Genomic DNA, 26,617 nt, shown 5'->3' with positions numbered 1-26,617 from the left:
AAATAGCAAAAAGAAAGCGAAGCGTTCCCACAGGCCAATCCCGACCTCGAGCCCGAGCGAAGCGAGGGTGGCGGCTCGCACGGAGGCGAAGCCGAGTACGAGCCGCGTCGGGCAGGCCTGGGGGCTAAATAGCAAAAAGAAAGCGAAGCGTTCCCACAGGCCAATCCCGACCTCGAGCCCGAGCGAAGCGAGGGTGGCGGCTCGCACGGAGGCGAAGCCGAGTACGAGCCGCGTCGGGCAGGCCTGGGGGCTAAATAGTCTTGTTGGGTAGTTCCAGGTGGAAGCTCGCTGACACCCCTGGCTCGTTCTCGAGCCGCAGCTCGCCGCCGTGCTCCGCGACGATCCCATGACTGACCGCGAGCCCGAGCCCGGTGCCCTGGTCGCGACCCTTCGTCGTGAAGAAGGGATCAAAGATCCGCGCGACGACGTCCTCGGGCACGCCGCCGCCCGTGTCCGTCACGGTCAACCGCACCCACGGCTGGCCGTTGCGCTCGAAGGTCGATCCAACGATCTCGATCCGCTTCTTCTCGTGATAGTCAGGCCAGCGACCGCCGACGGCGTCGCGGGCGTTGGTGACCAAATTCATGATCACCTGCTGGATCTGCTGGACGCGACAGTCCACGCTCGGCAGCGTGTCGGGGATGTCGATATGCAGCGCGATCTGGTCCTTGCGCAAGACCGTGCGGATCAGCGACAGCGTGCCTTCGACGATGTCCGCGAGCTTGGCCGGGGTCGCCGCGCGATCGCCCTCTTGGCGCGAGAACGCCAGCAGGTTGCGCACGATCGTCGCGACCCGCTGCGACTCGTGGCCGATCTCCTCGGCGAACTCGCGGGTCATGTCGCTGACGTCCTCCGAGCTCGCGATCAGCTCGGCGTAGTTCATGATGCCCTGCACGGGGTTGTTGATCTCGTGGGCGACGCCGCTGGCCAGGGTCCCGATCGACTCGAGCCGCTGCTGCTGGCGCAGCACGGCCTCGAGCTGGGCGTGGCTCGCCTCGGCCTCGCGTCGCGCGGTGATGTCGGTGCCGACGGCGATCACCCGATCGACGCGGCCGTCTACGACGATCGGCGCGAGTCGGGCCGTGTACCAGCGCGACTCGCCGCTGAGAAAGTGGGCGCGCAGCTCGAGCTCGCGGTGCTCGGCGTCACGGATGACCTCGGCCATGGCCGCGCGCAGCTGCGGCAGGTAGGCGGCGTCGATGAATTCACCAGCGAGCCGGTTCGCGCGGCGGTCGGGCTCGGCGTGGCCTTGGTGGATGACGCGCTCGACATGATCCGCGTGGTTGAGAAATTCGACGCGCCCGGTTCGGTCGACCAGCATCACGACATCGGGCAGGCCCTCGACCAGCGAGCGCCAGCGGACCTCGCTGGCGCGCAGCTGCTCATACAGTCGCGCGTTCTCCAGCGCGCTCGCGGCCTGGGTGACCAGCAGCTCGAGGACCTGCAGGCGATCTTGCGTGAAGCTCCTGGGGCTCAGCTTGTTCTCGAGGTACAGCAGCCCGACGTACTGGCCCTGCTTGAGAATTGGCAGGCACAAGACCGATCGGACCCGCTGGTGATCCACGTAGGGATCACTCGCAAACCGCAGGTCGGTCGCGATGTCGTCGAAGATCGCGGGCTCCCGGGTCCGCTCGACAAAATGCAGCAGCGACAGCGGCGCGCGGCTGCCCACTTCAGTGAGCGGGACCGGGTCACGCAGGAAATTTTGTAGCGGCTGATCGGCCGAGCACAGGGCCACCAGCGCGGTGCGCCCGTCAATTCGTAGCAACAGCGCCCCTCGATCCGCGCCCGCGTTCTCCAGCGCGAGCTCCATGACCCGGCCGATCACCTCGTCGAGGCGAAGCTCGGCCGAGATCGCCGCCGAGGTCTGCAGGATCGTGGCCATGTCCAGCGCCTGCGCGGACGTCGAGCCGCTCCCGCTGGCCGTCTGCCGCAGTGTCCCTGTCGAGTCGCCGGACTTCGAGCGCGACCGGCCGTGAGAGGCGCGCCCGGTTCGAGTTCCGCTCGTCGACTCGCCTGGATCGCGGGGGCCCTCGCTGACGCTGGCGTCGTCGCGAGTCAGCGCTGGCCACCGCCGCTCGAGCGCGGCGACCTTCGTGAACGCGCCCCAGTAGTGGTAGCGGGCCCGAGCCTCACGCAGGGGTCCGAGCGCCAGCTCGTCGAGCCCGCGGGCCCGCGCATGCACGGCCATGCGCTCGAGCGCGATCGCTTCGGTCATCAACGCCCGCTGCTCCGCAGCCTTGTGCCGGGCCTGCCGAAACAGCTCGAAGGCCCGCATGATCGGCCCACGGATCGCGACGAGCTCGGCCTCGAGCAGCAGCGCCCCCGCTTCGAACGCGACCGTCCCCTCGCTCACGTAGCGACGCAGACGACGGTGGCAGCGCTCGATCATCCACATCAAGCGCACACGCTCGACCCGACTCGCGCGCGCGTACAAGGCCGCCGCCAGCAGCCCGCGGACCTCGAGGTACGACCCCACCTCCCACGCGGCCAAGCTCTGGGCCTCGAACTCGCGCTCGTGGGCGTCGAGCGAGGCCATGGCCTCACGGTGGCGCCCAAACAAGAAGAACAGCTGCGCCTGCAGCTTGGCCACGGACAGGCGCGCGCGCGTCAGTTCGGGGGACTTGTCGATCGCCTCGAACCCGAGCGGATCCGGGAGCACCAGCAGCTCTTCGTCACCCGAGAGCATCAGGCGGGCGAAGTCGAGGTGGGCCATCGGCGGCGGCACCAGGGTCCGGGCGTTCCATTGTTGGAGGCGGTGGACCGCGACCTCGGTCGCGCGCTCGAGCGCGCGCAGGTGCAGCCCGCTGGCGAAGCTCAGCGAGCACTGCATCCCGGTCGCGTAGCCAGCGAACTCGATGTCACCGGCCTCGAACGCGCGCGCGCCCGCGTCCCGCAGCGGGGTCAACACCTCGGTGAAGGGCTGCCGCCAGCTCATCACCAGCGACCGGAACATGTCCATGCGATGCCGCATCGCGGCCGGACCCTCGAGCTCGGCCAGCTCCTGCGCGACGGCCAAGACCTCGATCCCAAGCTCGCGACTCGCGGCCGCGAGCAGCAACCCGAGCTGCGTCAGCGCCAGCGGGCCCGAGGTGTGGCGACCGTGAACCAACAACAGCTGCACGTGGGTGGCGACCAACGCCACGTGCATCGTGCGATCGACGAAGTGGGCCACGGAGCCGAGCATCATCAGGATGCTCATCGCGGCCTTGGCCTTGGGCTCTTCGGCCCGCGGGCGGGCGATCAGCCCACGCAGCTGCTTGGGGCGCAGGTTGGGCAGCTGCCGCAGCAACCCGGCCCCGACCTCGAGCTTGCCGCGCGAGGTCTCCACGTCGTAGCCGAGCGCGCGCAGCCCCGCGAGCCCAACCGTGAGCGCGGCGCGACGATCGCTGGCGAGCACGTGGCCCTCGATCCGCTTGGACACGATCCGCCCGTAGTCCGACGGCTCGACGCGGCGCCTGAGCAGGGTCTCGAAGCGCTGCTCCGAGCGGTCTCGCTGACCACACAGCGCCAGCGCCTGCGACAGCCCGAGCTCGAGCGCCAGCCGCAAGGTGTGGCCTGGATCGCCCGGATCTGGGAACCCGCTCTCGCGCTCGAGCAGCTTGACGCCGGCCTCGAGGTAGCTGGCCGCGGTCGCGGCCGCGCCGCCGTTGAGCGCCTTGTAGCCGGCGAGCGCGTTGAGCTCGGCCAGGTTGCCGCGCGCAAACTCGTCCATCTGATCGAGCGCCCGCTCGGCGCGAGCCGACGCCGCGGCCGGATCTTCGTCGGACAGCGGGATCAGCCCACAGCCGAGATCCAGGTGATCGACGAGATCGAACACCGCGTCGGCGAGATCGTTGAGCCCGACGCGATCGAGCCGAAACTGACCGATCTGCTCGTGCAGGGCGCAGCGGCGCTCGAGCGAGATCATGGTGTAGGCGACCTCGCGGATCCGGTCGTGGGTGAACGCGTAGCGACTGGCGCCGACCGCCGTGAGCAGGCCCTCTTCGACCAGTCGGACCAGCCCGCGGCCGAGGTGCTTCGACCCCGCCGTGAACTCGAGGGTGGCGACGTCGAAGCGGGTGCCGATCACAGCCGCCACGGTCAGGAGCTCGCGCGGCCCGTCATCGAGGCGCGCGAGCTTCTCCGTCATCATCTCGAGCAGATCGTCGGGGATCCCCGCGAGCTCGATCGCCTGCTCATCCCAGGCCCAGCCCTCGGCGGTGGCCCGCAGTAAATTCAGGTCGACGAGGTGGGCCAGGAACTGGCGGATGAAGAACGGGTTCTGGTTGGCCTTGCGCCCGACCAGGGCCGCGAGCGAGAGCACGTCGTCGGGGCTGCGCGCCAGTGAGTCGCCGACCATCGCCGCGATCTCGCGCCGCCCGAGCGGACCCAGGTCGAGCCACAAGATCTGATCGCGCTCGGCCTCGCACTCATCAATGACCTCCCGCAGCGGGTGGCCGCCCGACAGCTCGTCCATGCGGATCGTCGCCAGCACCAACAGCGCGCCGCGGGGCTCGGCGAGCAGGGCGGCGAGCAGCTCACAGCTGGCCCGATCAGCCCAGTGCACGTCGTCGAGCGCGAGCGCGAGCGGGTGCTCGGCGCGGGCGAACACCGAGATCAGCCGGGCGCACGCGAGCGCCGTCCGGTTGTGAGCCTCGGCCGGTCCGACGTCGACCATCGCCGGGGTCGAGCCGATCACCATGCGCAGCTTGGGGACCAGCTCGCACATCGCCGAGGCCAGCGACTCCAGCGCGAGCAGGATCTCTCGCCGCCAGTGCTGCAGTTGCTCGTCGGTCTCGGTGAGCAGCTGCTCGACCAGATCGGTCAGCGCGACCACAAAGCCCGCGTAGGGCTTGTCGCTCTGCTCACGATCGAACTTGCCCCGGGCCAGGAACCCCTGCCGACCCATGACCGGCTCGGCGAGCTGGGCGATCAGTGCGGTCTTGCCGATCCCGGCCGGCCCGCTGATCAGCACGAAGCGCGGCTCGCCGGTCGCGATGCGTCGGTACTCGCGGATCAGCAGCTCGACCTCGACGCTGCGCCCGTAGAGCCGATGCGGCAGCTGCAGGGTCATCGGGACGTCGTCGATCCCGAGCTCGAAGTGGTCGAGGCCGTGGCCCTCGCGCAGCGCCGCGTCGAGCCGGACGAGATCCGCCCGCAGCCCCTGGGCCGACTGGTAGCGCCGCTCCGGCGCCTTCTCGAGCAGCTTCATCACGATCGCCGACAGCGGGGCCGGGATCTCGGCGCGCAGCCAGTGCGGCGCCTCGGGCCGGCGCGCGAGGTGGGCGTGGATCAGCTCGAGCGGCGAGCGGGCCTCGAACGGGCGGCGCGCCGTCAGCATCTCGTAGAAGGTGACCCCCAGCGAGTAGAGGTCGCTGCGAAAGTCGACCTCGCGGCGGGTTCGACCGGTCTGCTCGGGCGAGACAAACGGCAGCGTGCCCGCGACCACCGCGGGATCGTTGATCCGCTGCCGCTCGCTCTCGAGCAGCACCGAGATCCCAAAGTCGGCGATCGAGACCACGTGGGTCTCGGGATCGATCAGGATGTTGGTCGGCTTGATGTCGCGGTGGATCACCCGCTGCGCATGCACGGCCGCGAGCGAGCGGGTGAGCTGCAGCGCGATCTCGAAGAACACCTCGAGCGCCAGCGGTCGGCCCGCGCAGAACTGCTCGAGGTTGACGCCCTCGCACCACTCGAGCACCACCGCGATCTTGGTGCCCGCCCGCTCGAGCGCGAGGGCCCGCACGACCCCCTCGACTTCCAGGTCATGGATCAGCCGAAACTCATGCTCGACCCGCGCCTCGAGCCCCTCGTCACCGGCGAGCTCGTAGACCTTGGCCACGACCGAGCGCTGGTCCTGCTCGCGGACCGCGGCGTAAACCTTTGTCGAGGGCGACGAGCGCAGCAGTCGCGTCGTTCGATAGCCATCCAACGCGAAGCTCACGTTGCCCGCCCCCGCTTGGATTGCTGCCGTCGACCCTGCAAACTGGCCCGGTCCAGAGTACACCGCCTATCGCACACAAACGCCACGCGCTCCGCCGCCCAAATGCGTGTGACACCCGCTACTCTGCGCGCTGGCGAGCCCTCGGATCGCCACCACTCCTTCACTGCGCGAACGTGCATGAGTGCCACTTCGACCATCCTCACCCACCCGGTCCCCCCACGCCACACCCTTGTCGGAGGGCCAGCGCATGACTGAGGGCTTCGTCTCGCTGGTCGGCGCTGGGCCGTGGGATCCCGAGCTGCTCACGCTGGCCGCGCGCGATCGACTCGCGCGCGCCGACGTCGTGATCGTCGACTATCTCGTCAACCCCGCGGTGCTGCTGCACTGCCCACCCCACACCGAGGTTCTGCAGCGCGTTCGTGGTCCGCATGTCGGGCCAGGTGCGCCCAAGCTCGCCCAGGCCCAGGTCAACGAGCTCATGGTCGCGCGCGCCAAGGCCGGGCTCTACGTCGTGCGGCTCAAGGGCGGCGACCCCATGATGTTTGGCCGCGGCGCGGAGGAGGCCCAGTACCTCGCGCGGCACCAGGTGAAGTTCGAATTCGTGCCGGGCGTGTCCTCGCCGATCGCGGCCCCGCAGACAGCGGGCATCCCGATCACCCATCGCGATCACACCCCCTCGGTCAGCTTCGTGTCGGGCTACGAGGCCTACGAAAAAGCCGGCTTGACCGTGGCCTGGAACCACCTGGCCAACAGCGCTGGCACCCTGGTCTTGATGATGAGCGTGAAGAACGCGAGGACCAACGCGCAGCGGCTGGTCGACGCGGGCCGCGACCCGAGCACGCCCGCCGCGGTGGTCCGCTGGGGAACCCGCGGGATCCAACAGACCGTGGTCGGCACGCTCGGAGACCTCGCCGATCGCGTCGCCGCGGCGGGGATCCGCCCGCCCGCGGTCATGATCGTCGGCGACGTGGTCACGCTGCGCGAGCGGATCCAGTGGTTCGAGCAGCGCCCGCTGTTTGGTCGCCGCGTGGTCGTGACTCGGGCCGCGCGCCAAGCTGGGGGTCTGGTCAACCTGCTCGCGGCCGAGGGCGCCGACGCTGTCGTGTTTCCCTGCCTCGACTTCGCGCCTGCCGCGGCGGATCAGCAGGCTGCCCTCGATCAGGCCCTCCGATCATTCGCACCGGGCGGCGCCGGGCCGGACTTCGCGGGCGTGATCGTGTCGAGCCCCAACGGCGTCGAGGCGCTGTTCGAGGCGCTCGCCCGCGCGCAGCTCGACGTGCGGATCTTCGCCGGTAAGCTCGTCGCCGCGATCGGCACGGGGACCGCCGAGCGCCTGATCGAGCGCGGCCTTCGCCCCGACATCGTCCCCGATCGAGCCCGCGCCGAAGGCCTGATCCAGGCGCTGCGCGACCGCCAGGTGCTCGGCCGCGCGTGGCTGCAGATCCGCGCCGACGAGGGCCGCGAGCTGCTCGGTCAGGCGATCGCCAAGGCCGGCGGTCAGCTCACGCTGGTCGTCGGCTACCAGACCGTGCGTCCGGCCGTGCCTGGGCTGCTGCTCGCCTCGCTGCAGCCGGTCGACGAGGGCGGTGAGGGCTACGACGCGATCTGCTTCGCCAGCGGCCGCACGGCTCGGCACTTCCTCGAGACCACCGGTGAGGTGTTGGGTGACGAGCGAGCGCGAGCGCACCTCGCACGCGCCAAGGTCATCGCGATCGGACCCGTGACCGCCGACGCGATCACGGCGCTCGGGATCAGGGTCGACGCCGTCGCCACCGAGCAGACCGAGGCCGGTCTCCGCGACGCCGTACTAAAGCTGTTTGCGACCCCCAGCCCGTAGCCGCTCGATACCGAGCGCCCGCAGCCTGCGTGGCGACGTCCCAAAAAGCATAGAATGGTGGGCATGTCGGACAAGCCGAGCATCCACGAGTACCCCGGTGACCAGGTCGACGTCAGCTGGGACGGGCGGCTGTGCATTCACGTCGGTGAGTGCGGGCGGGCCGAGGGTCCGTTGTTCACCGGTGGGCGCAACCCCTGGTGTGACCCCAACGTGGCCGGCTCGGCGGCCGAGGTCGCCGAGGTGTGCGAGCGCTGCCCAACCGGCGCGCTCACTTACGTGCGCAAGGACGGCGAGCTCGAGCGCGCGCCCGGGCGCAACCAGGTCGTGATCTCGAACGACGGCCCGCTGTATTTCACGGGGGATCTCCAGATCGCAGGCGCCCCCGAGGACATGAGCGGCGTCCGGTTCCGCGCGGCGCTGTGCCGCTGTGGCCGCTCGGCCAACAAGCCGTTTTGCGACAACAGCCACCGTGCGGCCAGCGATGGCGTCGAGCCGTTTCATGACGCGGGCGCCGTCGGTGCTGCAGGTCAGGCGTCGATCGACGAGGGCGGCCCGCTCGAGATCAAGCGCGTGCCGAATGGGCCGCTGCTCGTCAACGGTAGCTTCACGATCGTGACCGGGGCGGGGCGCGTAGCCTGGCGAGGCACCCGGCATGCGCTGTGCCGCTGCGGGGCGTCCACCAACAAGCCGTTTTGCGATGGCTCGCACAAGGCCGCTGGGTTCACCGCCGAATAATTAGTTCCATTGCGTAAGGCAGCGCTTCATAATCGATCGTGTGGAGGCGCTGCCCTCGATCGAAAATTTGCGCTGCTTCGAGGCCGCGGCGCGGACCGAAAATTTTCGGGCCGCCGCCAAGCTGGTCGCGCTCACGCCCGCGGCGTTTGGCCAGCGCATCAAGCAGCTCGAGGATCAGCTCGGCGCCTCGCTGTTTCTGCGCACGACCCGTTCGGTCCGGCTGACGACCGAGGGGCAGGCGCTGCTGCCCCAAGCCCGGAAGATCCTGGTCGAGGCGGGCGAGTGCGCTCGCATCGTTCGCGGCGAGCTCGGGACCCCGCTCTCGCTCACGGTCGGGACCCGGTTCGAGCTGGGCCTGTCATGGTTGCTGCCGCTGCTGCCCGAGCTCGAGCGCGCGCTCCCGCAGCTGCGCGCCAACTTGTACTTTGGCTCGGGCCCGGACCTGCTCGCGCGGCTCGCCGACGGCACCCTCGACTGCGTCGTCACCTCGGCGCGGCTGCCCGACCCCAGCTTCGAGGGCGAGGTGCTGTTCGAAGAGAACTACGCGTTCGTGGCCGCCGCCGCGCTGATCGAGCACACACCGTTTCGCCGCCGCCGCGACGCGATCCGCCACCGCCTGCTCGACGTCGACGCCGAGCTGCCGCTGTATCGCTACCTGCGAGACGCCCCGGGCCTGCGCGGGGCCATGCGATTTGAGGATCACCGCTACCTCGGGCTCGGCGAGGCGGTGAAGCGGCGGGTGATCGCGGGCGAAGGCGTGGCCGTGCTGCCGGAGTACATGGTTCAGGCCGAGCTCGCGGATGGCTCGCTGGTCCAGCTGCTGCGCAGCGTCGAGCTGCTGCGCGACCACTTTCGTCTGGTGTTTCGCAGCGCGGATCTTCGCCGGGAGCGCTTCTTCGAATTCGCCGAGGCGCTGCGCCGCTGGCCGCTCGCGTAGTCGCCGGTTTGCTTGGGCATCACCGAAGTCCGAGCTGGCTCCGCGGCCTCCCGCGCAATAGACGCGGATCGGTGACCGTGCTAGCCTCCACCCGCCAGAGCAGGTCCCGCATGAACGTCAGCGCCGCGATCATCGACCAACGCGTCACCGCACTCGTCGAGGAGCTTCGGGACCGAGCGAAGCAAGAGCTGAAGCTCAGCGGTGATGACGCCAAGCTGAGGTCTGTCGCCTTTGTGTTTCTATGTGTTCGGACGCTGCTGGATCTCGACACCGACGACGCCTTCGATTGTCTCGTCGAGGGTGGACAGGACTTTGGGGTGGATGCCATCCACATCAGCGAGGAGCGCGACGGAGAGTTCGTCGTCACCTTGTTTCAGGGGAAGTACTCCAAATCGCTAGATGCAGGCTCGGGCTTCCCGGCAACCGGTCTCGAGAAGCTGGCTCGAGCCGTCCGCTACCTATTTGATCCAGACACGCTGCTCACCACCATCAACACGCGGCTGAGCACCCGAGTTGAAGAGGTGCGCAGCTTGATTCGAGATGGGATCATCCCGCAGGTCCGCGTCATTGCCTGCAACAACGGCAGGACCTGGGAATCCAACGGCGCCGAGGTCATCCGCGTGGCCAATTTCGGCGACCAGGTCACGTGGGAGTACGTCAACCACGATGATCTCGTCAAGATCCTCCAGGCTACCAAGCCGGTCGACGATCGCCTGCAATTGACCGGCAAGGCGCTCGTCGAGGATATGAACTTCAGCCGTGTGCTCGTGGGCCGGGTGTCGGTCGAGGAGATCCATGCGCTGATCAGCAAGCACGGCGACCGCTTGCTCGAGCGCAATATCCGACGCTATCTCGGGCTGCGCGGAAACCGAGTCAACGAGGGTATTCAAGCCACGTTGCGAAGCGAGGAAGAGCGCTCGAGGTTCTATTTCTATAACAACGGCATCACCCTGACCTGCGACAAGTTCTCGCACAATGCGCTGCAGAGCGGTGATTTCCAGGTCCAGGTCGAGAACATGCAGATCATCAACGGTGGTCAAACCTGCATGACGATCTACAGGACATTGGAGATGTACGGGCCGGCGAGCGGTTCTTTCGGGCCCGCGTCGGTGTTGCTGCGGCTCTATCAGCTCCCCAGCCACGACTCCGATCTGGTTCAGCGGATCACCTACGCGACCAACAGCCAGAACCCGGTTGACCTACGTGACCTGCGGGCCAACGACGAGCGCCAGCGGCGGCTAGAGCTGGACATCGAGCAGCTCGGCTACACCTACCGGCGAAAGCGCACCGATCACTCCACGCGCCCCACTGACATCACCTCGGGGGCCGCGGCCCAGGCCGTGCTGGCGGTATGGCGGCGACGCCCACACCAGGCCAAGTTCTTCAGCCGCGAGCACTTTGGCAAGCTCTACGACCTCACCTTCAGCGCGGACCTCTCCGGCGCACAGGTGATCGTCGCCGTCTTGCTGTATCGAGTGGCCGAGAATCGCCGGCGACGCCCGCGAGAGACCGACCCCAACTATGTTCGCTATGCCTCTGCGTTCATCGCCATGCAGATGGGGCGCCGGCTGCTGAGCAAGCTTGGGCGTCCGGCGAAAATTGATCATCGCGCGCTGGCTCAGGCGCAGAGCGAGATCGAGGCGAACGGAGACGCGTATTTCGAGGCAGCGTTGGGTGACATCGAGTGTGCGTTGAAAGATCTATACGGTGACCGCGAGATCTCGTTGCAGCAGCTCGCGGCGACGTTTCGGCGTGGTGACTTGATCAACCGGCTCGAGGCGATCGCCACGATCTAGAGCGCCGATCAGTTCGGAGTCGCGTCGTCAGGTGCGTCTGGGGCCGTTCCTGCCTAGGAGCGAGGCCGAAGCTGTATCCGGCATACTGCGAGCGCCGAGTCGACAACGGCAGGAGCGGCCCCAGATGTGCCTGGCGTCGTGAATTCAAGCTGATTGGCGCTCTAGTACCGAAGCTTTACGCTAGCGTTAACCTGGGTGCTTCCGCAGATAGCTCTCGAGCCCCTTGCGGGCCTGCCCGCGAACCTTGTTGCGAATCACCCCCGACCACCCCAGCAACAACCCAGGCATCCCGAGCGCCTGCCGGGACCAGCTGTAGAAATCGAACTGATCGCGATGCTCGATGATCTTCCCATCAGCAAACCGAAACGTCGCGTCGATCACGTTGTGCACACGGCGTCCCGTCGTCGTGAACACGTAGCGCGCCTCCCAGTGGGCCGAGCCGCGCTCGCCATCGGCCGACACGTTCGAGAACTCCAGCGAGAAGTCCTGGGCTCGCTCGCACAGCATCCGCCACATCCCGCAGGCCTCGCGCGCGTCGAGATCCACGAACACGGGATCCGAGAAGCTGACGTTCGGGTGGTAGCACGCGACCATCGCGTCGGCGTCTTGCTTGGCGAACGCGGTGTAGAACTGCTCAATGGTCTCAGCGGGGGTCGGCACTGGCGTGGGCTAGCAGATCTACGCGACAGCTGACAGCGGGACACGGCACCCACTCACCACGAAGCGGCTCATCGAGCTTGGCGTGCCCCGCAGCGGCGATTTTGACCAAGGGGTTGGCGCTGGGCTCGCAGTCGCGCCGGGGGCCGTCGTGGCCCCGACCGCCCGACAGTCCGCGGCTCGATCCGCGGCTCAGATCGCCGCCAGGCCCCACATTTCTGGTTGCTATTTTTGCCAGTTTCTGGGAACGATAGACGGTCATGCGCCGTACATTTTCGTCAATCGCTGTGGTTGGTCTGTCCGCGTCGCTCACGCTCGCGGCGTGCGAATCGGCAGACGAGGGTGGAGGGCTCGACGGCCTGGTCGGGGACACGACCGGCGATGGCGACAGCGAGACTGGTGACGGTAACGAGGGCGACGGCGACGGCGACACGGGCAACACCGATCCGGTCGGCTGCAACGCCGAGAGCCCCTACATGGCGGGCTGGGACATCGGCTGCTGTCAGGACGAGATCGTCCAGAACGGCTGGTCACCCGGGGCCGTGTACGCGGGCACGATCATGCCGGACTGGACCCTCATGAACCAGTTCGGCGAGGACACCCGGCTCTACGACTTTTGCCATGAAGCTGTATATTTCGAGTATGTAGCCCTCTGGTGAGGCGCTTGCCAGGCGCTGGCACCCGCGGTCGCGGGTCTGTTCAACACGTACGACGAGTCCGGTCTCATGACCCTCACCTATGTCAGCGAGGGGGCCGACGGCTCTCCGGCGACGTTGGCTGACGTCCAGGCGTGGACCAACAACTACAGCCACAAGGGCCTGGTCGTGCGCAGCGATCTGTCGGACGTCTGGTATCCGTTTGGCGTCGACCAGGGCGGCGGCTCGTTTGCGATCGCGCTGCCGGGGACGATCCTGATCGGTCCCAAGATGAAGATCGCCAAGATGGGCGAGCCGACCACGCAAGAGATCGAGCTCGTCATTCCTGGCAAAGACTGAGTGTCTAGACGGGCGTGGGCCAGCATGCTGGCCCACGCTGATTACAGTCAGCACTAGCCCGCGGCGACCAGCTCCGCGATCGCCCGGCGGGTGAACACCTCGAACATCCGCCGCCGATACGGCGCCTCATAGGGCACGTTCTCGAGCGGCTTGCACTGTTTGCCGACGGCGGCGCAGACGATCCGCGAGAGCGCGGGATCCGACAGCGGCTTGCCGATCACGTCGTCGAGCTTGGCGATGACCCGCGGCTTGGCCCCGAGCACGCCCGCGACCACGACCAGCTCGGTCACGGGCGCGTCCACGCTGTCCGACTTCAGATCAAAGCGCAGCGCGACCGAGACCAGCGGAAAGTCGATGCTCTTGCGCACCGTCCACTTGGCGTAGGCGCTGCGCCGCGGCGTGGTCGGCACGGGCACCCGCAGCTTGGTGGTCAGCTCGGCGTCGTCGCGCACGGTGTGGCGCAGGCCGTCGGCCTTGAAGTACTTCGCGGCCGGGACCACCCGCTGGCCCTCGGGGCCGGCCAGCACGATCTCGGCGCCCAGGCTGATCAGCACGGGCACGCAGTCGCTGCTCATCGCGGCCACGCAGTTGCGCCCGCCCGGCACCACGAAGCACACGTTGCCCTCGGACTTGAGGCAGCCGCCGCCCAGCGCCTCGCGCCAGAACTTGGTCTGGTTGACGTAGCGACAGCGCGTGTCGAGGTTCACGTTGCCGCCGAGCGTGCCCATGTTGCGGATCAGCGGGCTGGCGACCAGGCCGGCCGCCGTCGCGAGGCTGGGGAACAGCTCGCGCACGAGCGGATCTTCGCTGACGCGAGTGAGCGTGTTGCCAGCGCCGATCTCGACCACCTCGCGGCCTTCGTGCGCGAGCTTGGCGATGCTGCGCAGCTCGCTGACCTGCGCGAGGCTGATCAGCATGCCCGGCTCGTCGAGTCGGTGCTTGAGGTTGGGCAGGATGTCGGTCCCGCCCGCGACGATCCGCGCCCCGGGGTTGTCGCGCAGCAGCGCGACCACGGCGTCGACGTTGCTCGGCAGCGCGACCCCAAACTGTGGAAGCCGCAGCATCAGGCCACCCCCCCAGCCGCGCGCGCGCTGGCGAGCCCTGCCCGACCGCGACCGAGCTTGAACGTGGGCAGCTCGCCCGCGTGCTCGAGCGCCAGGCGATCGTCGATCGCGGTCAAAACCCGCGGCGGCGCGAACGGCAGCGAGTCCAGGCGCACGCCGACCGCGTCGTAGATCGCGTTGGCGATCGCCGGGATGCTCGGGTGCAGCGGCCCCTCGCCGGCCTCCTTGGCGCCGTACGGGCCCTGGGCGTCGGGCGCCTCGACGATCAACGCGTGCAGCTCCGGAGTGTCGAGGAAGGTCGGCATGCGGTAGTCGAGCAGGCTCGGGCCAATGTGGACGCCGTTGTGGCCAGGGTCGACGTCGTGGCGCTCCATCAGCGCCTCGCCGAAGCCCATGTAGGCCGAGCCCTCCATCTGGCCTTCGACGATTCGCCGCGACAGCGCGGTCCCGCAGTCGTGCGCGACCCAGATGTGCTTGACCTCGACCACGCCCGTGTCGGGGTCGACCTCGACCTCGGCGACGTGGGCGGTGAAGCTGTAGGCGGGCGAGGCCCCGATCGTCCCGCCACGGTAGCTGCCGTGCCGGTCCTTGGGCGTGTTGTAGTTGCCGACCTCGCCGAGCAGACCGTGGTCGGCCTCGGCCCACTGAAATGCCTCGACGATCGACACGCTGCGCGAGGGATCCTCGAGGTCCATGGCCTTGCGATCGATCAAGGTGACCCGTCGGGCCGGCAGCTCCCAGCGCTTGGCGACCGCGGCGCGGACCTTGCGGCGCAGCTTCTGGGCGGCGTCGAGGCACGCGCCGCCGACCATCAAGGTGATCCGCGAGCTGTAGGCGCCAAGGTCGACCGGGCACAGATCACTGTCGGCCGAGAGCACCCGGATGTCGTCGAGCTCGAGCCCGAGCTCCTGCGCGACGATCACCGCGAGCATCGTGTTGCTGCCCTGGCCGATGTCGTTGGCGCCCGAGAACACGCGCGCGCGACCGCTGCGATCGAGGCAGACCTGGACCGCCGCCTGCGGCATCTCGTTGGGGTAGATCGGGTAGTTGGTGCCCGAGATATACGTGCTGCCGGCGATCCCGAGCCCGCGCCCATACGGCAGCGTGGCCCGGCGTCCCCAGTCTGACGCGGCCTCGACCCGCGCGAGGCACTCGAGGAACCCGTTGCTGCCGATCTTGAACTCGTTGACGGTCATGCCGTCGGGCCCGATGTCGTTGCGGCGCCGCAGCTCGATCGGATCCAGGCCGAGCTCGACGGCGGCCTTGTCGAGCTGCACTTCGATCGCAAACCGTGGCTGGACCGAGCCGTGCCCGCGCTTGGGCCCGCACGCGGGCTTGTTGGTGTAGGCCCGGGTCGAGTGAAAGCGGTAGGCCGGGAACGCATACGGGGCGCACAGCAGCTGGCCCGAGTAGTAGGTGGTGACCAGCCCAAAGCTCGAGTACGCGCCGCCGTCGATGAAGGTGCGGGCCGAGACCCCGGTGATCGTGCCGTCCTGGCGAAACCCGGTCTTGTAGCGCATCCGCATCGGGTGGCGGCCGCGGTGGCTGTAGAACACCTCTTCGCGGGTGTAGAGGCACTTGACCGGCCGCTGGGTTCGGATCGCCAGCAACGCCACGCAAAACTCGAGGTCGAAGGGCTCGGACTTGCCACCGAAGGCGCCGCCGAGCGGAGGCTGGATCACGCGGATCGTGTGGGCCGGTCGGCGAAGCACCTTGGCGAGCTCGCGGTGCAAGTAGTGCGAGACCTGCGTGGCCGACCACACGGTGAGCAGGCCGTTGGGCTCGACCTGGGCGACCGCGCAGTGCGGCTCGATCGCGCCGTGGGTGGTGCCCTCGAAGTAGTACTCGCCCTCGACGACGACGTCGGCCTGCTCGAGGCTGGCCTCGACGTCGCCAAACTCGAGCACGACGTCCTTCGAGAGGTTGCCGCGCTTGGCGTAGGGGTTGATCTTGTGGTCGCCAGCGAGCGCCTCTTCCGGGTCGTAGTAGGCCGGGAGTGGCTCGTACTCGACGTCGATCGCCTCGCACGCGGCGATCGCCGTGTCCTCGTCGATCGCGGCCACGGCCGCGACGCCATCGCCGACGTAGCAGACCTTCCCGCACGCGAGCGCGGTCTCGTCGGGCGTCCAGGGGATCACGCCGTAGGGGACCGGGAGGTCCTCGCCCGTGAGCACCGCGTGGACGCCCGGCATGGCCAGCGCGCGGCTGACATCGATGCTGAGGATGTTCGCGTGGGGGTGGGGACTGCGAAGGATCTTGCAGTGCAGCAGCCCGGGTAATTTGATGTCGTCGGTGTAGCGGGTGATCCCCCGCATCCGCTCCATCGCGTCGACCTTCCGGTGCGACTTGCCGAGCTGCCACCGAACGGGCTCGGGCTCGGACTCGGGTGCCTCCCCATCAACTGGACCGTCGACTGGGGCTTCGACTTGGCCGTCGACTGGGCCGACGTCTTCCTCAGGGCCTGGTTGCTCTGGCATCTCGCTCGCTCCTCGAAGCTCAGGTCTCGTCGCGGGGCGCGGCCAGCATCTCGCTGGCGTCGACGACCGCGTCGATGATCTTGGTGTAGCCGGTGCAGCGGCACAGGTTTCCGGCCAGGGCCTCGCGGACCTCGTCGCGGGTCACGACGCGACCGACCTTGCGCAGCAGCGCCTCGGCGCTCATCAGAATTCCCGGCGTACAAAACCCGCACTGCGCCGCGTCCCACCGATCAAACGCGTCCTGCAGCGGATGGCAGCCGTTGCTGGCCTCGGGCGACCAGCCGAGCCCCTCGACGGTTCGAACCTCGCGGCCCGCCGCCGCGCAGGCCAGGGTCAGACACGCGAGCACCGGCTCGCCGTCGACCTGGACCGTACAGGCACCGCAGTCGCCCTTGTCGCAGCCCTGCTTGCTGCCAATTAGATCGAGCCGGTACCGGAGCACCTCGAGCAGCGTCCAGTGGGCGGGGGCGGCGGCGTGCACCGACTCACCGTTTATGCGCAGGGACAGGAGCGCCTCAGCCATCGGGCCTAGATTCGCGCCCGGCCCCGAGCTTCGCAACCCGGGCGCCCGTGATAACGCGTGCGTAAGCTCTGGGAGCCGTCTATGTTGATGGTGGTGCCTGTGATCGCTCACCGCGTTCGACGCCTCGGGCTGCTTGGCATGCTTGGGATGGCGAGCGCGGGTTGTCAGCAGGTCAGCTACGGCGACGACGGCCGCGACGACGACTGGCAGCCGGCTCCCAACGCCTGGTGGGAGGACACGGACAGCGGCAATGAGCCGCCGCCACCCGACGACGAAGCCGACGAGTCGGACGAGGCCACGGACGAGGGTCTGCCGCCCAAGCTCGACACCCCCGACGACAAGCCCGAGACCCCGTGCAGCGTCGTCGATCTGTTGTTCGTGATCGACAACTCGAACAGCATGAGCGCCGAGCAGGCCAACCTGATCGCCAGCTTCGACGGGTTCATCGCGGGGATCCAGGCCAACCTCGACGAGGCCAACGACTATCACATCGGCGTGGTCACGACCGACGCCTACGCGCTCAACGACGCGCCCTGCCAGCAGCTCGGCGCGCTGGTGACCAGCAGCGCCGCGGGGCCGTGCGGGCCGTGGGCGGCCGGTCGCTTCATCTCGCTGGCCGACGACCTGGCCCCGGCGTTCACCTGCGCCGCCAACATCGGCGGCAACGGAGACACCGACGAGCACCAGATCGAGGCCGCGCTGCGTGCGATCAGCCCCGAGCTGGGCGCCCCCGGTGCGTGCAACGAGGGCTTCATCCGTGACGACGCGCTCCTGGTCCTGGTCCTGATCACCGATGAAGACGACGGCGCGGTGTTCAATCAGGGCTCGCCCGGTGGCCCCTCGGATTGGTTCGCGGAGTTCGTGGCCCGCAAGGGCATCGAGTCCAACGTGGTCATGCTCGCGCTCGGCGGGCTCCCGCCACCCAACGCGTGCAACAACGCCGAGCCGTTCGAGGGCGCGCAGATCACCTATCGCGTCGCCCAGCTCGTCAACAAATTCAGCTACGGCCAGATGGGTGACGTGTGCGCCGACGACTACTCGGCGTTCTTCGCCGACGCGCTCGAGGTCATCCACGACGCCTGCAACAACTTCACCGAAGGTTGATAACGGTTCGTCGGCGGGCCGCGTCCTTGGGGAGATGGCGATCGCCACCGCGCCCATGCCAGTCACCGAGCGAAGGCCTGCGTGGGTCGCCGTGGTCGAGTCGGCCAAGCACGGCGACGAGGCCGCGTTCGAGCGGCTGTACGTCGAGTTTGGATCCATGGTCCACGGCCTGCTGCTCGCGCGCGTGGACCGGGCCAGCGCCGACGATCTGACCCAGGAGGTGTTCCTGCGGGCGTGGCAGCGGCTCGCCAACCTCCACGACCCGATCGCGTGGCCGGCCTGGCTGGCGACGATCGCCCGCAACGCCGCCGTCGATCAGCTGCGACGCGCGCCGCAACCAGGGACCCTGCCACCTGAGGCGCAGCTGCCCGCGACCCGGTCCGACGACGCCGGGATCCGCAGCGAGGCCGAGCAGCTGCTGCAGATCATTCGCGAGCTGCCACACGCCCACGCCGAGCCGCTGATCTTGCGGCTGGTCGAAGGGCTCAGCGGGCCCGAGATCGCCCAGCGCACGGGCCTGCGCCCCGCGTACGTGCGCGTGAACCTGCATCGGGGCATGAAGCTGCTGCGCGCGCGCTTGCACGGTCGCGTGAATGACAACGAAGGAGTGGGAACGTGAGCGAGATCCCAGACGAGTACCTGTGGACGGGAGAGGGACCGCCGAGCGCCGACGTGGTCGCGCTCGAAGCCGAGCTCGGCCGCCTGAGTTGGCGACCGCGCGCGCTGAAGCTTCACGCTGACTCGGCCGCCGCGGACCCGGCTCACGCGGCCGCGCGCGTGGTCGCGATCGAAGCGCCGCGCAGGTCGTCGCGGCGGTCGGCGACGTGGATCGCGGGCGTGGTCGCGGCGGCGGCGGTGCTCATGGTGGCGGTCTGGCTGCGCCCGCCCACCGCGCCGAGCGCTGCGCCCGATCCCGTCGATCCGACCTCGCGTCCGATCTCGCCCGACCTAAAGGACCCGTTCGCGCGCCAAGCTCTCGATCAGCAGGGCGGATTGACCACGCCGATCACCGATCCCCCGCAGCAGCCGCCAGCCGCGGGCCGCGAGGTCAGTCCTGATCTCGAAGATCCGTTTGCGGGCTCGTCGTCCACGCCGAACCAACGCGTGCCCCCCGATCGTCGCAACCGCGAACGGCGGGTCTCACCCGATCTCAAAGACCCGTTCAAGTCCGGCGACCAACCGCGAGACCCACCGAAGTCACGCCCGAGTCACGAACCACCACAGGCGAAGAAACAGGTCTCGCCGGATCTCAAAGATCCGTTCGCGAACAACTGAGCGCGCGCACGCCAGCGCGATCGTTCTCGCGCCAACACGGCAACGAGAACGCAAACTGTGCTCGCGCCGAGACCCCGCCCCCACCCACGAACCGGTCGCAAGGCCAGTTGCGCCGTGGCGGCCAAGCCCTTAGGGTCCGCCGGCATGAGCGAGGCAGAGGACAGGTCGGTGAAGAGCTTCGAGGTCTACCGGCGCGACAACGGGCGCACCGCCATCGTTCGCACGCTCCACCACAACCCCTACAGCGGACGCACGTGGGTCACGGAAGTCCACGAGAAGAGCGGCGCTGGGGACTCGCTGCGGATCGAGACCAGCACCGAGCTCGAGGACATGGACCCCGAGGACCGCGCGCTCTACCAGCTCCGCCTGCACAAAGAGCTCGCGGCCGAGCAGGCCACGATGCCGCCCGTCTGAAGTTCTGGTAGATCTCGCGAATGACGGCCCGCCAGCCCCTGTCCGCGCGGGTCGCCATCTTGTCGGTCTTCTATCTGGTGCAGGGCCTGCCGTTCGGGTTTCAGGCCAAGGCCCTGCCGGTCTACCTGACCACCCACGGTCTGTCGCTCACCAACATCGGCTTCGCGGGCGCGGTCTCGGCCCCGTGGCTGCTCAAGCCGCTGTGGGCCCCGATCGTCGACCGCTACGGCAGCGCTCGCTTCGGTCGGCGGCGCAGCTGGATCGTGCCCTTGCAAGCGGCGCTCGCGAGCACCTGTTTGGGCCTGGCGTTCGTCCCGGCCGAGGCGCTCGGCCTGTTCCTCGGCATGATCGCGCTGACGAACCTGTTCGCGGCGACCATGGACATCGCGGTCGACGGGCTCGCGGTCGACATGCTCGAGCCCGAGGAGCTCGGCTGGGGCAACATCGCGCAGGTCGTCGCCTACAAGGTCGGCATGCAGATCGGCGGCGGGATCTTGCTGTGGGCCAGCCAGTGGATCGGCTGGCGCGGGCTGTTTCAGGCCATGACCGCGCTGATCGTCATCGCGTTGCTGGTGACCTTGGCGTGGCACGAACCGCGACGCGACGCGGCCGCTCACCAGGCCGAGGCCAAGATCCGGACCAGCATCCGCGCGATGTTGAAGACCCTGGGCCAGGCCCTGGCCAGCAAAGGTGGGATCGCGCTGTTGGTGGTGGTCGCCAGCTACAAGATCGGTGAGTCGATCAGCGACGCGATGTTCGAGCCGTTCTTGGTTCGCTACGCCGGCTGGGGCGAGTCGCGCGTGGGCCTGGTCCTGGGCATCTACTGCATGTTCTTCTCGCTGGCCGGCTCGTTCGTGGGCGGGTGGTTGGCCTCGCGGATCAGCATCTTGCGCGCGGTGGTCGGGTTCGCGGTCGCGCGCAGCTTGGCGATCGGCGGGGTCGTCTGGCTCGCCACCTTGGCGCCCGGCGAGATCGGCAACGCCGAGGTCGTCGTCGCCAAGGGCTTCGAGGAGCTGACCGGGGGCGCCCTGACCACCGCCATGTTCGCGTTCATGATGAGCCGCGTAGATCGGCGGATCGGCGCGACCCACTACACCTTGCTCGCGGGGGTCGAGGTGTTCGGCAAGGCCCCCGGCGGTCTGTTCTCGGGGGTGCTCGCGGACGCCGTCGGGTTCACGGCGACCTTCGCGACGGGGCTCGGGATCTCGCTGCTGTGCCTGCCGCTGCTCACGTTGGTCCGCGCGGCCCCGGCTCCGACCGACGACACGGCGTAGACCTGCGCCGGGTCAGTTCGAGCCCGGCCGTGCGCGCGCGGGCATCACCTGGGCCCGCGGCTCGACGGCGGCGGGGACCGGCGTCATCGGTTCTTCCGCTCGTTCGATCAGCTCGTCGGGGACGCACATCGCGTCGCGCCGCTCCTGACGCTTGCGCGCGGCCTCGTGGGTGCGCCGCTCACGAGCCTTGCGCTGGCGCTGGGCCAGGCGCTCGACCTTCTCGCGCTCGCGCCTCTCATCATCCCACGCCTGATACTCGGCGCGTCGCTCGGGCGTGGCGAGCTCCCAGACATCGAGCTGGCGCTGACGAAACACGACATGCCCGAGCTTGCGCCGCGCGACCAGCATCTCGGGCACCTGGTCTTGCATGAGCTCCTCGACGAAGTCGTCGTCGCCCGCGACGACCAGGTGCGTGATGCCGAGCTGATAGAGGATCTCCGGCCGAAAATTAAACTGGTTGGGGCGCACGTAGAAGTGGCGATAGTCGGTCTCGAACGCGGCCTGGGCCGCGAACTCGCCGACGACCACGGCCTCGCTATCGCCGATCAGCGCGCGCAGGTCCTCGCCGATCCACGCCGCCGAGGCCTCGCCGTCACGCATCCAGCCGACGAAGCGCATCGCCGTCAGCGAGGTCCCGAGCAGGGCGATCCAGACCAACCCGACGCGGACCGCCCGGCCCCAGCGCGGGGTCGGCCAGCTGTGCAGCCACGCCCGCCCGATCATCGCGCCAGCCAGCCACGCCGCGGGCGGCAGCAGCACCAGCTGAAACCGGATCGCCCGGTGCGGGCTGGCGAGGTTGGCGAGCAACGCGAAGATCGCCCACGCCAACATCCACAGGTCGATCGCGTCGGCGGGCGCGTCGAGCCCGGCGCTCGAGGGGGTCGGCGCGACGACCTCGCCCCGCTTGCGCGCGCGTCGAGTCTTCCACGCCAGGATCACCACGCGAACCAGCTCGAGGGTCGCCAGCCACAAGATCACCGGGGCCAGCAGCATGAACATCAGCTGCAGGCGCATGCTGAAGAACCCGCGGACCAGCGTGGCCACGGCCCGCTGCCACACCGATTGCTCGTACGCGGCGGTGAAGTGCACGGCGTTGAAGGCCAGCCGCTGCTGGTACTCGGGACGCAGCACCAACAACGCCAGCGCCAGCGCCAGCGTGGCCACGGCGATCAGCGTGACTTTGGCCTCGCGCGTTCGCAGCCGGGCTTTGAGTCGGTCTTGCCAGCGCGCGTCTGGGTCTCGCAGGCCGCCGACCACGGCCGCCGCGCGCAGCCCCAGCAAGGTCAGCGCGATCGCAAACGCGGGCACCAGCAGCAACCCCGTCTGCTTGATCGTGCACGCGACCAACATCGCGAACACGGCGAACATCGACCACCGCCCCGCCTGCTCCGGTCGCCGCTCGAGCTGCGAGAGCCCGACCGTGGCCACGAGCAGCCAGCAGATCAGCGCGCCCTCCATCAGCGCCAGCCGCGAGTACACCAGGTAGGCCCAGTTGAGCCCGAGCAGCAGCCCGGTTGCGATCGCGGACGGGAGCCCGTGGCGGACCAGCGCCAGCCACATCAACAGCGCGAGCGCGACGATCGACTGCACGACCACGAACGCGCGCGCCTGAGCCAGGCCGACCCCGAACTGGCGAAACCATAGACACTCGCCCCACACCCACGCTGGCGACTGCGCCCGCCAAAACCCGTACTCGTCGACCGGCGAGAGCGACCACTGCTCCCACTTGGCCATGTTGCGGGCCTCGTGGGCCTTGGCTGCCTCGTCGCGAAAGTGGGCTTGGCCGCTGTAGCCGCGCACGACCGACAGCGGCGGATCCAGCTCGAGCTTCCACACCCGCAGCAGCGAGAACCCGAGCAGCAGGCCGAGCAACACCAGCCACGCGCGACGCGAGGGCGCGCGGCGGGTGGCCTCGCGCTCGCTGGTCTGGTCCGGCACGCCGGGAGTATGCACGCTGCGCCCGCCAAACTGATAGCGTGGCGGCCGTGCGCAGCGGTCTCGGTTTGCGTCTGTCTCGCCGAACGCGGTCGCGCGCGGCCGCGCTGCTGGTGCCGCTCGTCATGGTTGCCGCTGGCTGCCGCCATCGTGGGGCTGCGTGGGCGGATCCGGCCGGGCCAGTCCCCGGCGCGGCCGGGGTCGAGATCATCGTGATCGGCCAAGCGCGCGAGAGCCGACAGACCCGCCAGGTCGCCCACGCGCTCGAGGTCGTCCTCGCGGACGCGGCCGCGGCCGGGCGCACGCCGATCGTCGCGTGGCTGGGGACCGATCTCGGCCGACCCGGGCCCGATCGCGCCGCCCCCTGCCCGGCCCCCGGAGCAGCCCACGCGGGCCCGGTCCTGACCGAGCTCGCGCGGGTGATCCGAAGCTCGGGCGCGGGGATCTGGGGCCTGCCGGGACCCGACGGCTGGCGCTGCGGCACGACCGGCTTCGAGGCACGCGCGACTCCCCTGCCCTACGCGCAGCCAGGTGTCGCGTACGTCGTGCGGGTCAGCGAGGCCGGCGAGGCTGCGCTGGTCTCGAGCTGCGATCTCGACGCCTGCACGATCGCGCCGCCAGCAGACGACACGCTGATCGAGCTCGTGGCCCTCGACTTCAGCTTCTGGCACTACCCGGCGCTCGCGGGCGAGGATCTGAGCGCCGCGGTGCTCGCCCAGCAAGCGGCGCTGCTCGACGCGCTCGCGGCCCAGCCCGCTCGCCCGCGCGTGTTGCTGTCGCCGATCCCGGTCGAGTCCGCGGGCGCCCACGGTGTCGGTGGGCGGCTGCAGCGAGCCGGGTATCGCTACCTGCCGAAGTTCGTTCAGGAGGCGCTCGCCGACGGGCTGTTCGTTGGCGTGGTCGGGGCCCTCGAGCGCAACCTGCAAGTCAGCGAAGATCTGTCCAACGCGATCTATCGCAGCGCGCGAACCTTCGTGGCCAAGCCGATCTTCGAGGTCGTGTCGGGGTCCGCGGGCGGGGCCAAGCCCACGCCGCGAACCAGCCGCGGCGACACGCTGCTGCCCGATCTCGAGAGCGAGCACGTTGGGTTTGCGCGGGTGATCGTCGCCGACGAGCGCGTGTACCTGCGCGTCCACGCGCGGGTCGCCGGGCGCTGGCGGGTCGCGGGGATCGAGCTGCCGCTGGTACCCGCGCCGCTCCCCAACCTGCGCGAGCCACCGACGATCCAACCTTGCCACAGCTGCGACCCAACGCGTGGAGCCGCCGACGGAGACGTGGACATCCCCCGTGGACCGCGGCCGCGGTAGCCGTCGCAGCGCTGGTCGTCGCGTGGGCGTGAACGCGAGCGGCCGCAAATCGCGCTATCCTCCGCGCATGTCCGCTCGTCCGCTCCTGCTGCTGTGCGTCGTCGCTGGTCTGACCGCGTGCCAAAACCCCCCATCCGCCGACGGCAACCAGACCGAGACCGACAGCGGTGAGTCGAGCTCTACCTCGAGCGACGACGCCGAGACCGGAGGCGTGTGCGAGCCGGGCCAGACCAGCTGCGCGGACCCGAGCACGCTCGACACCTGCGCGCCGTCGGGCCAGGCGTGGTCGTCGACGGCGTGCGAGGGCGGCCAGGTCTGTGACGCGTGCGCGGCGGACGACGGCGTGGGTGGGTGCCTCGCCGCGTGCGTCGATCCATGCGCGCAGCCACGAGGATCCACGGGGTGCTCGTTCTACGCGACCGGTCTGTACCAGGCCACGCTGCCGCCTGGGGTGATGTCGAGCTCGGATGCGATCGTGGTCGTCAACCCCGATCCCGATCACACCGCCACCGTCGAGCTGTACTGGAACTCGCCGTTCTTGGGCGGTGAGGCGCTCGAGGCCAACGCCACGCTCGCGCCCGGCGAGTCCGCCGTGCTCGACCTCGCGTCGGGTCTGACCTCCGACATGGGCCCCAGCGAGACCTCGGTGTTTCGCTCGGGCGGCGTCTATCACGTGGTCAGCGACTTCCCGATCGGCGCCCACCTGCACGCGCCCTACGAGTCGGTCAACGCCAACGCCTCGACGCTGCTCGTGCCCGAGCGCTCGCTGGGCAGCTCGCACGTGGTGTTCAACCATGGCGCGTGGGTCGACCCCAACTACTTCGTGGTGATCGCCATTGAAGACGACACCGCGGTGACCTGGCAGCCCAGCGTCGAGACGGCCGGCGACGACATGCCCGTGCCCTTCGTCGCTCAGGGCGCGACCGGGATGATGGTGCTCGATCGCTTCGACAACCTGCGGGTCGAGACCTCGGCGAGCCTCGGCCGACCCAAGTGCGAGCAGGATCTCTCGGGCACGCTGGTCACGGCCGACAAGCCGATCTGGGTGCTGTCGGCCGTCCGCGGGCTGCGGCTGCCGTGGTGTGGCGGGTCCATGGTCCCGGGCTGTCCGACGATCGTCGACAGCGCGTGCGACTTTGGCTCGGACTTTGCGATCGAGCAGAGCCTCCCGCTGGCGGTCTGGGGCACCCAGTACGTGGGCGCGCACGCGCCCGTGCGCGGGAGCGAGAGCCACTACTGGCGGATCTACGCGGGCGCCGACAATGTCACGGTGACCACGGATCCGCCCCAGCCGGGCACGCCGATCAGCCTGGCCGCGCGCGGCGGCTGGGCCGAGCTGGTGCTCCCGACCGGGACCAACGTGGTGTTCGCCGGCGACGGCCCGTTCATGCCCGTGCAGTACCTGACCGGCCACCACGACGCGCAGACCGACATGGGCTCACCGGAGATGATCCAGGGCGTGCCCAGCGATCGCTTCTTGGATCGCTATGTATTCGTGACGGCGGCCAGCTACGAGCAGCACTTCGCCCAGGTCACCCGGGCCGCTGGCGGTGCCGAGGTCGAGATCGACGGCGACGCCGTGGCCGGCTGGGAGAGCGTCGGCGCGTGGGAGGTCGCCAACGTGGCGGTCAGCGAGGGCGCCCATCAGGTCACGAGCACCCAGGCGTTTGGGCTCTCGCAGTACGGCTACTCTCAGCACGTCGGCGCGGCGGACAACTCGTCGGCCTACGCCTATGTGGTCGGGCTCAGCTTGGACTGAGCTTCACTCGGGTACCATCGGGCATGGCTGTCGCCGCGCGGGCCCCACTCGTGATCGCAACTGCTCTGCTCGGCTTCGCGTCCGGCTGCTGGCCGGGTCGCTGCGCGGGCGTGCTGCGGGGGACGCCCAGGGTCTCGTTCACGGGCGAGCATCAACCCTGCACCGACGGTCCGGCCTGCGCCGAGGAAATCTCGCCCGAGCAGGGCTTTCACCAAAACGGCGACTTCGCCCGGGTCGAGGACCCCGCGGTGCTGCTGGAGTCGGCGGCGATCGGCCCTCAGTCGTGGTTTCTGGTCGACGAGGCGGGCGCGGTGATGCCCAGTCAGATCACCGCCATGCAGCACGGGTCCGCGCACAGCTGCGCGTCGGCGATCGGGTTTGACCTGGTGCCCAACGACCCGCTGGCTCCGGGTGTGTATCGGCTGGTGCTCATGACCGATCGGCTCGAGTGGTCGGTCTTGAAGCTTGGCGTGGACGCGTCGAGCTACGCGGGCGAGCCCGCGATCGTGCAGTACTACCGAGTGCCCGAGGCCTGACCTGCGGCGGCTCGGTCGCTCCGGTTCGTGGTCTCGCAGTAGACAGCCCCCGCCCGCGCGGTAGCA

The 26,617-nt window shown here is 69.1% G+C and carries 21 protein-coding genes; 14 read left to right on the top strand and 7 right to left on the bottom strand.

The features are described from left to right. On the bottom strand, positions 1-207 hold a 207-nt coding region (locus ENSA7_RS44980; protein ID WP_219907920.1), incomplete at its 3' end, for a hypothetical protein. 43 nt (positions 208-250) lie between these two features. Further along, positions 251-5,926, bottom strand: coding sequence for a trifunctional serine/threonine-protein kinase/ATP-binding protein/sensor histidine kinase (locus tag ENSA7_RS06275; RefSeq protein ID WP_181233278.1), 5,676 nt, complete (start codon positions 5,924-5,926; stop codon positions 251-253). Positions 5,927-6,173: 247 nt separating this feature from the next. Between ENSA7_RS06275 and cobA the strand changes: the two genes are divergently transcribed. From cobA to ENSA7_RS06255, 4 genes are all read left to right on the top strand, one after another. After that, positions 6,174-7,763, top strand: coding sequence for a uroporphyrinogen-III C-methyltransferase (cobA, locus tag ENSA7_RS06270; protein ID WP_146157396.1), 1,590 nt, complete (start codon positions 6,174-6,176; stop codon positions 7,761-7,763). A gap of 63 nt (positions 7,764-7,826) precedes the next feature. Further along, positions 7,827-8,498 carry a CDGSH iron-sulfur domain-containing protein gene (locus tag ENSA7_RS06265; RefSeq protein WP_106088295.1) on the top strand — a complete coding sequence of 224 codons (672 nt, stop codon included), beginning with the start codon at positions 7,827-7,829 and terminating at the stop codon, positions 8,496-8,498. Between the two features lie 40 nt (positions 8,499-8,538). Continuing rightward, a complete protein-coding gene (locus ENSA7_RS06260) occupies positions 8,539-9,435 on the top strand; it encodes a LysR family transcriptional regulator (RefSeq protein WP_244923725.1) in 897 nt (298 codons plus the stop codon). 110 nt (positions 9,436-9,545) lie between these two features. Beyond that, on the top strand, positions 9,546-11,231 hold the full coding sequence (locus ENSA7_RS06255; protein WP_106088278.1) for an AIPR family protein: 1,686 nt from the start codon (positions 9,546-9,548) through the stop codon (positions 11,229-11,231). A gap of 186 nt (positions 11,232-11,417) precedes the next feature. Here the strand turns inward: ENSA7_RS06255 and ENSA7_RS06250 are convergent, their stop codons facing one another. Next, positions 11,418-11,891, bottom strand: a complete 474-nt coding sequence (locus tag ENSA7_RS06250) for a nuclear transport factor 2 family protein (protein ID WP_106088277.1) — start codon at positions 11,889-11,891, stop codon at positions 11,418-11,420. A gap of 257 nt (positions 11,892-12,148) precedes the next feature. Here ENSA7_RS06250 and ENSA7_RS06245 point away from each other — a divergent pair, with 257 nt between their 5' ends. Both ENSA7_RS06245 and ENSA7_RS06240 read left to right on the top strand, forming a co-directional pair. Next, positions 12,149-12,547: a hypothetical protein gene (locus ENSA7_RS06245; protein ID WP_146157395.1), complete on the top strand. Its 399-nt coding sequence runs from the start codon at positions 12,149-12,151 to the stop codon at positions 12,545-12,547. A 66-nt stretch (positions 12,548-12,613) separates the two neighbouring features. Then, positions 12,614-12,883 carry a hypothetical protein gene (locus ENSA7_RS06240; RefSeq protein ID WP_106088275.1) on the top strand — a complete coding sequence of 90 codons (270 nt, stop codon included), beginning with the start codon at positions 12,614-12,616 and terminating at the stop codon, positions 12,881-12,883. A 53-nt stretch (positions 12,884-12,936) separates the two neighbouring features. On the opposite strand, the gene ENSA7_RS06235 is transcribed toward ENSA7_RS06240, so the two are convergent. From ENSA7_RS06235 to ENSA7_RS06225, 3 genes are read right to left on the bottom strand one after another with little or no spacing between them, the layout of a single operon-like run. Then, entirely contained in the window at positions 12,937-13,947 is a 1,011-nt protein-coding gene (locus ENSA7_RS06235; protein WP_106088274.1) for an FAD binding domain-containing protein, read from the bottom strand. Continuing rightward, positions 13,947-16,424, bottom strand: a complete 2,478-nt coding sequence (locus ENSA7_RS06230) for a xanthine dehydrogenase family protein molybdopterin-binding subunit (RefSeq protein WP_106088273.1) — start codon at positions 16,422-16,424, stop codon at positions 13,947-13,949. Before ENSA7_RS06230 ends, ENSA7_RS06235 begins: the two co-directional genes overlap by 1 nt. A gap of 19 nt (positions 16,425-16,443) precedes the next feature. Then, positions 16,444-16,947, bottom strand: coding sequence for a (2Fe-2S)-binding protein (locus ENSA7_RS06225; protein WP_106088272.1), 504 nt, complete (start codon positions 16,945-16,947; stop codon positions 16,444-16,446). Between the two features lie 93 nt (positions 16,948-17,040). On the opposite strand from ENSA7_RS06225, the gene ENSA7_RS06220 reads away from it, so the two are divergent. The 5 genes from ENSA7_RS06220 to ENSA7_RS06200 all read left to right on the top strand — a co-directional run bounded on the left by ENSA7_RS06220 (position 17,041) and on the right by ENSA7_RS06200 (position 21,014). Continuing rightward, a complete protein-coding gene (locus ENSA7_RS06220) occupies positions 17,041-18,051 on the top strand; it encodes a hypothetical protein (RefSeq protein ID WP_146157394.1) in 1,011 nt (336 codons plus the stop codon). Positions 18,052-18,085: 34 nt separating this feature from the next. Then, the gene (locus tag ENSA7_RS06215) at positions 18,086-18,670 is read left to right on the top strand and encodes an RNA polymerase sigma factor (RefSeq protein WP_219907919.1); all 585 of its coding nucleotides are present in this window, start codon (positions 18,086-18,088) and stop codon (positions 18,668-18,670) included. Then, complete coding sequence (locus ENSA7_RS06210; RefSeq protein ID WP_106088270.1) at positions 18,667-19,326, top strand: hypothetical protein; 660 nt, start codon at positions 18,667-18,669, stop codon at positions 19,324-19,326. Before ENSA7_RS06215 ends, ENSA7_RS06210 begins: the two co-directional genes overlap by 4 nt. Positions 19,327-19,470: 144 nt before the next feature. Further along, positions 19,471-19,740 (top strand): hypothetical protein, encoded by a 270-nt coding sequence (locus tag ENSA7_RS06205; RefSeq protein ID WP_146157393.1) that lies wholly within the window; start codon positions 19,471-19,473, stop codon positions 19,738-19,740. Between the two features lie 20 nt (positions 19,741-19,760). Continuing rightward, complete coding sequence (locus tag ENSA7_RS06200; protein WP_106088268.1) at positions 19,761-21,014, top strand: MFS transporter; 1,254 nt, start codon at positions 19,761-19,763, stop codon at positions 21,012-21,014. Positions 21,015-21,026: 12 nt separating this feature from the next. Here ENSA7_RS06200 and ENSA7_RS06195 read toward each other — a convergent pair whose 3' ends face one another. Further along, positions 21,027-22,952 (bottom strand): glycosyltransferase family protein, encoded by a 1,926-nt coding sequence (locus ENSA7_RS06195; protein WP_106088267.1) that lies wholly within the window; start codon positions 22,950-22,952, stop codon positions 21,027-21,029. 47 nt (positions 22,953-22,999) lie between these two features. Here ENSA7_RS06195 and ENSA7_RS06190 point away from each other — a divergent pair, with 47 nt between their 5' ends. From ENSA7_RS06190 to ENSA7_RS06180, 3 genes are all read left to right on the top strand, one after another. Next, positions 23,000-24,256: a hypothetical protein gene (locus ENSA7_RS06190; protein WP_146157392.1), complete on the top strand. Its 1,257-nt coding sequence runs from the start codon at positions 23,000-23,002 to the stop codon at positions 24,254-24,256. A gap of 67 nt (positions 24,257-24,323) precedes the next feature. Next, positions 24,324-26,015: an IgGFc-binding protein gene (locus ENSA7_RS06185; RefSeq protein WP_106088265.1), complete on the top strand. Its 1,692-nt coding sequence runs from the start codon at positions 24,324-24,326 to the stop codon at positions 26,013-26,015. Between the two features lie 23 nt (positions 26,016-26,038). Next, positions 26,039-26,551 (top strand): hypothetical protein, encoded by a 513-nt coding sequence (locus ENSA7_RS06180; RefSeq protein WP_106088264.1) that lies wholly within the window; start codon positions 26,039-26,041, stop codon positions 26,549-26,551. The last annotated feature ends 66 nt before the right edge of the window (positions 26,552-26,617 follow it).

This window comes from Enhygromyxa salina, from assembly GCF_002994635.1.
Lineage (GTDB): Bacteria > Myxococcota_A > Polyangia > Nannocystales > Nannocystaceae > Plesiocystis > Plesiocystis salina_B.
Note: the sequence above shows the minus strand (reverse complement) of the source record. Positions and strands in the feature narration are given on the sequence as shown.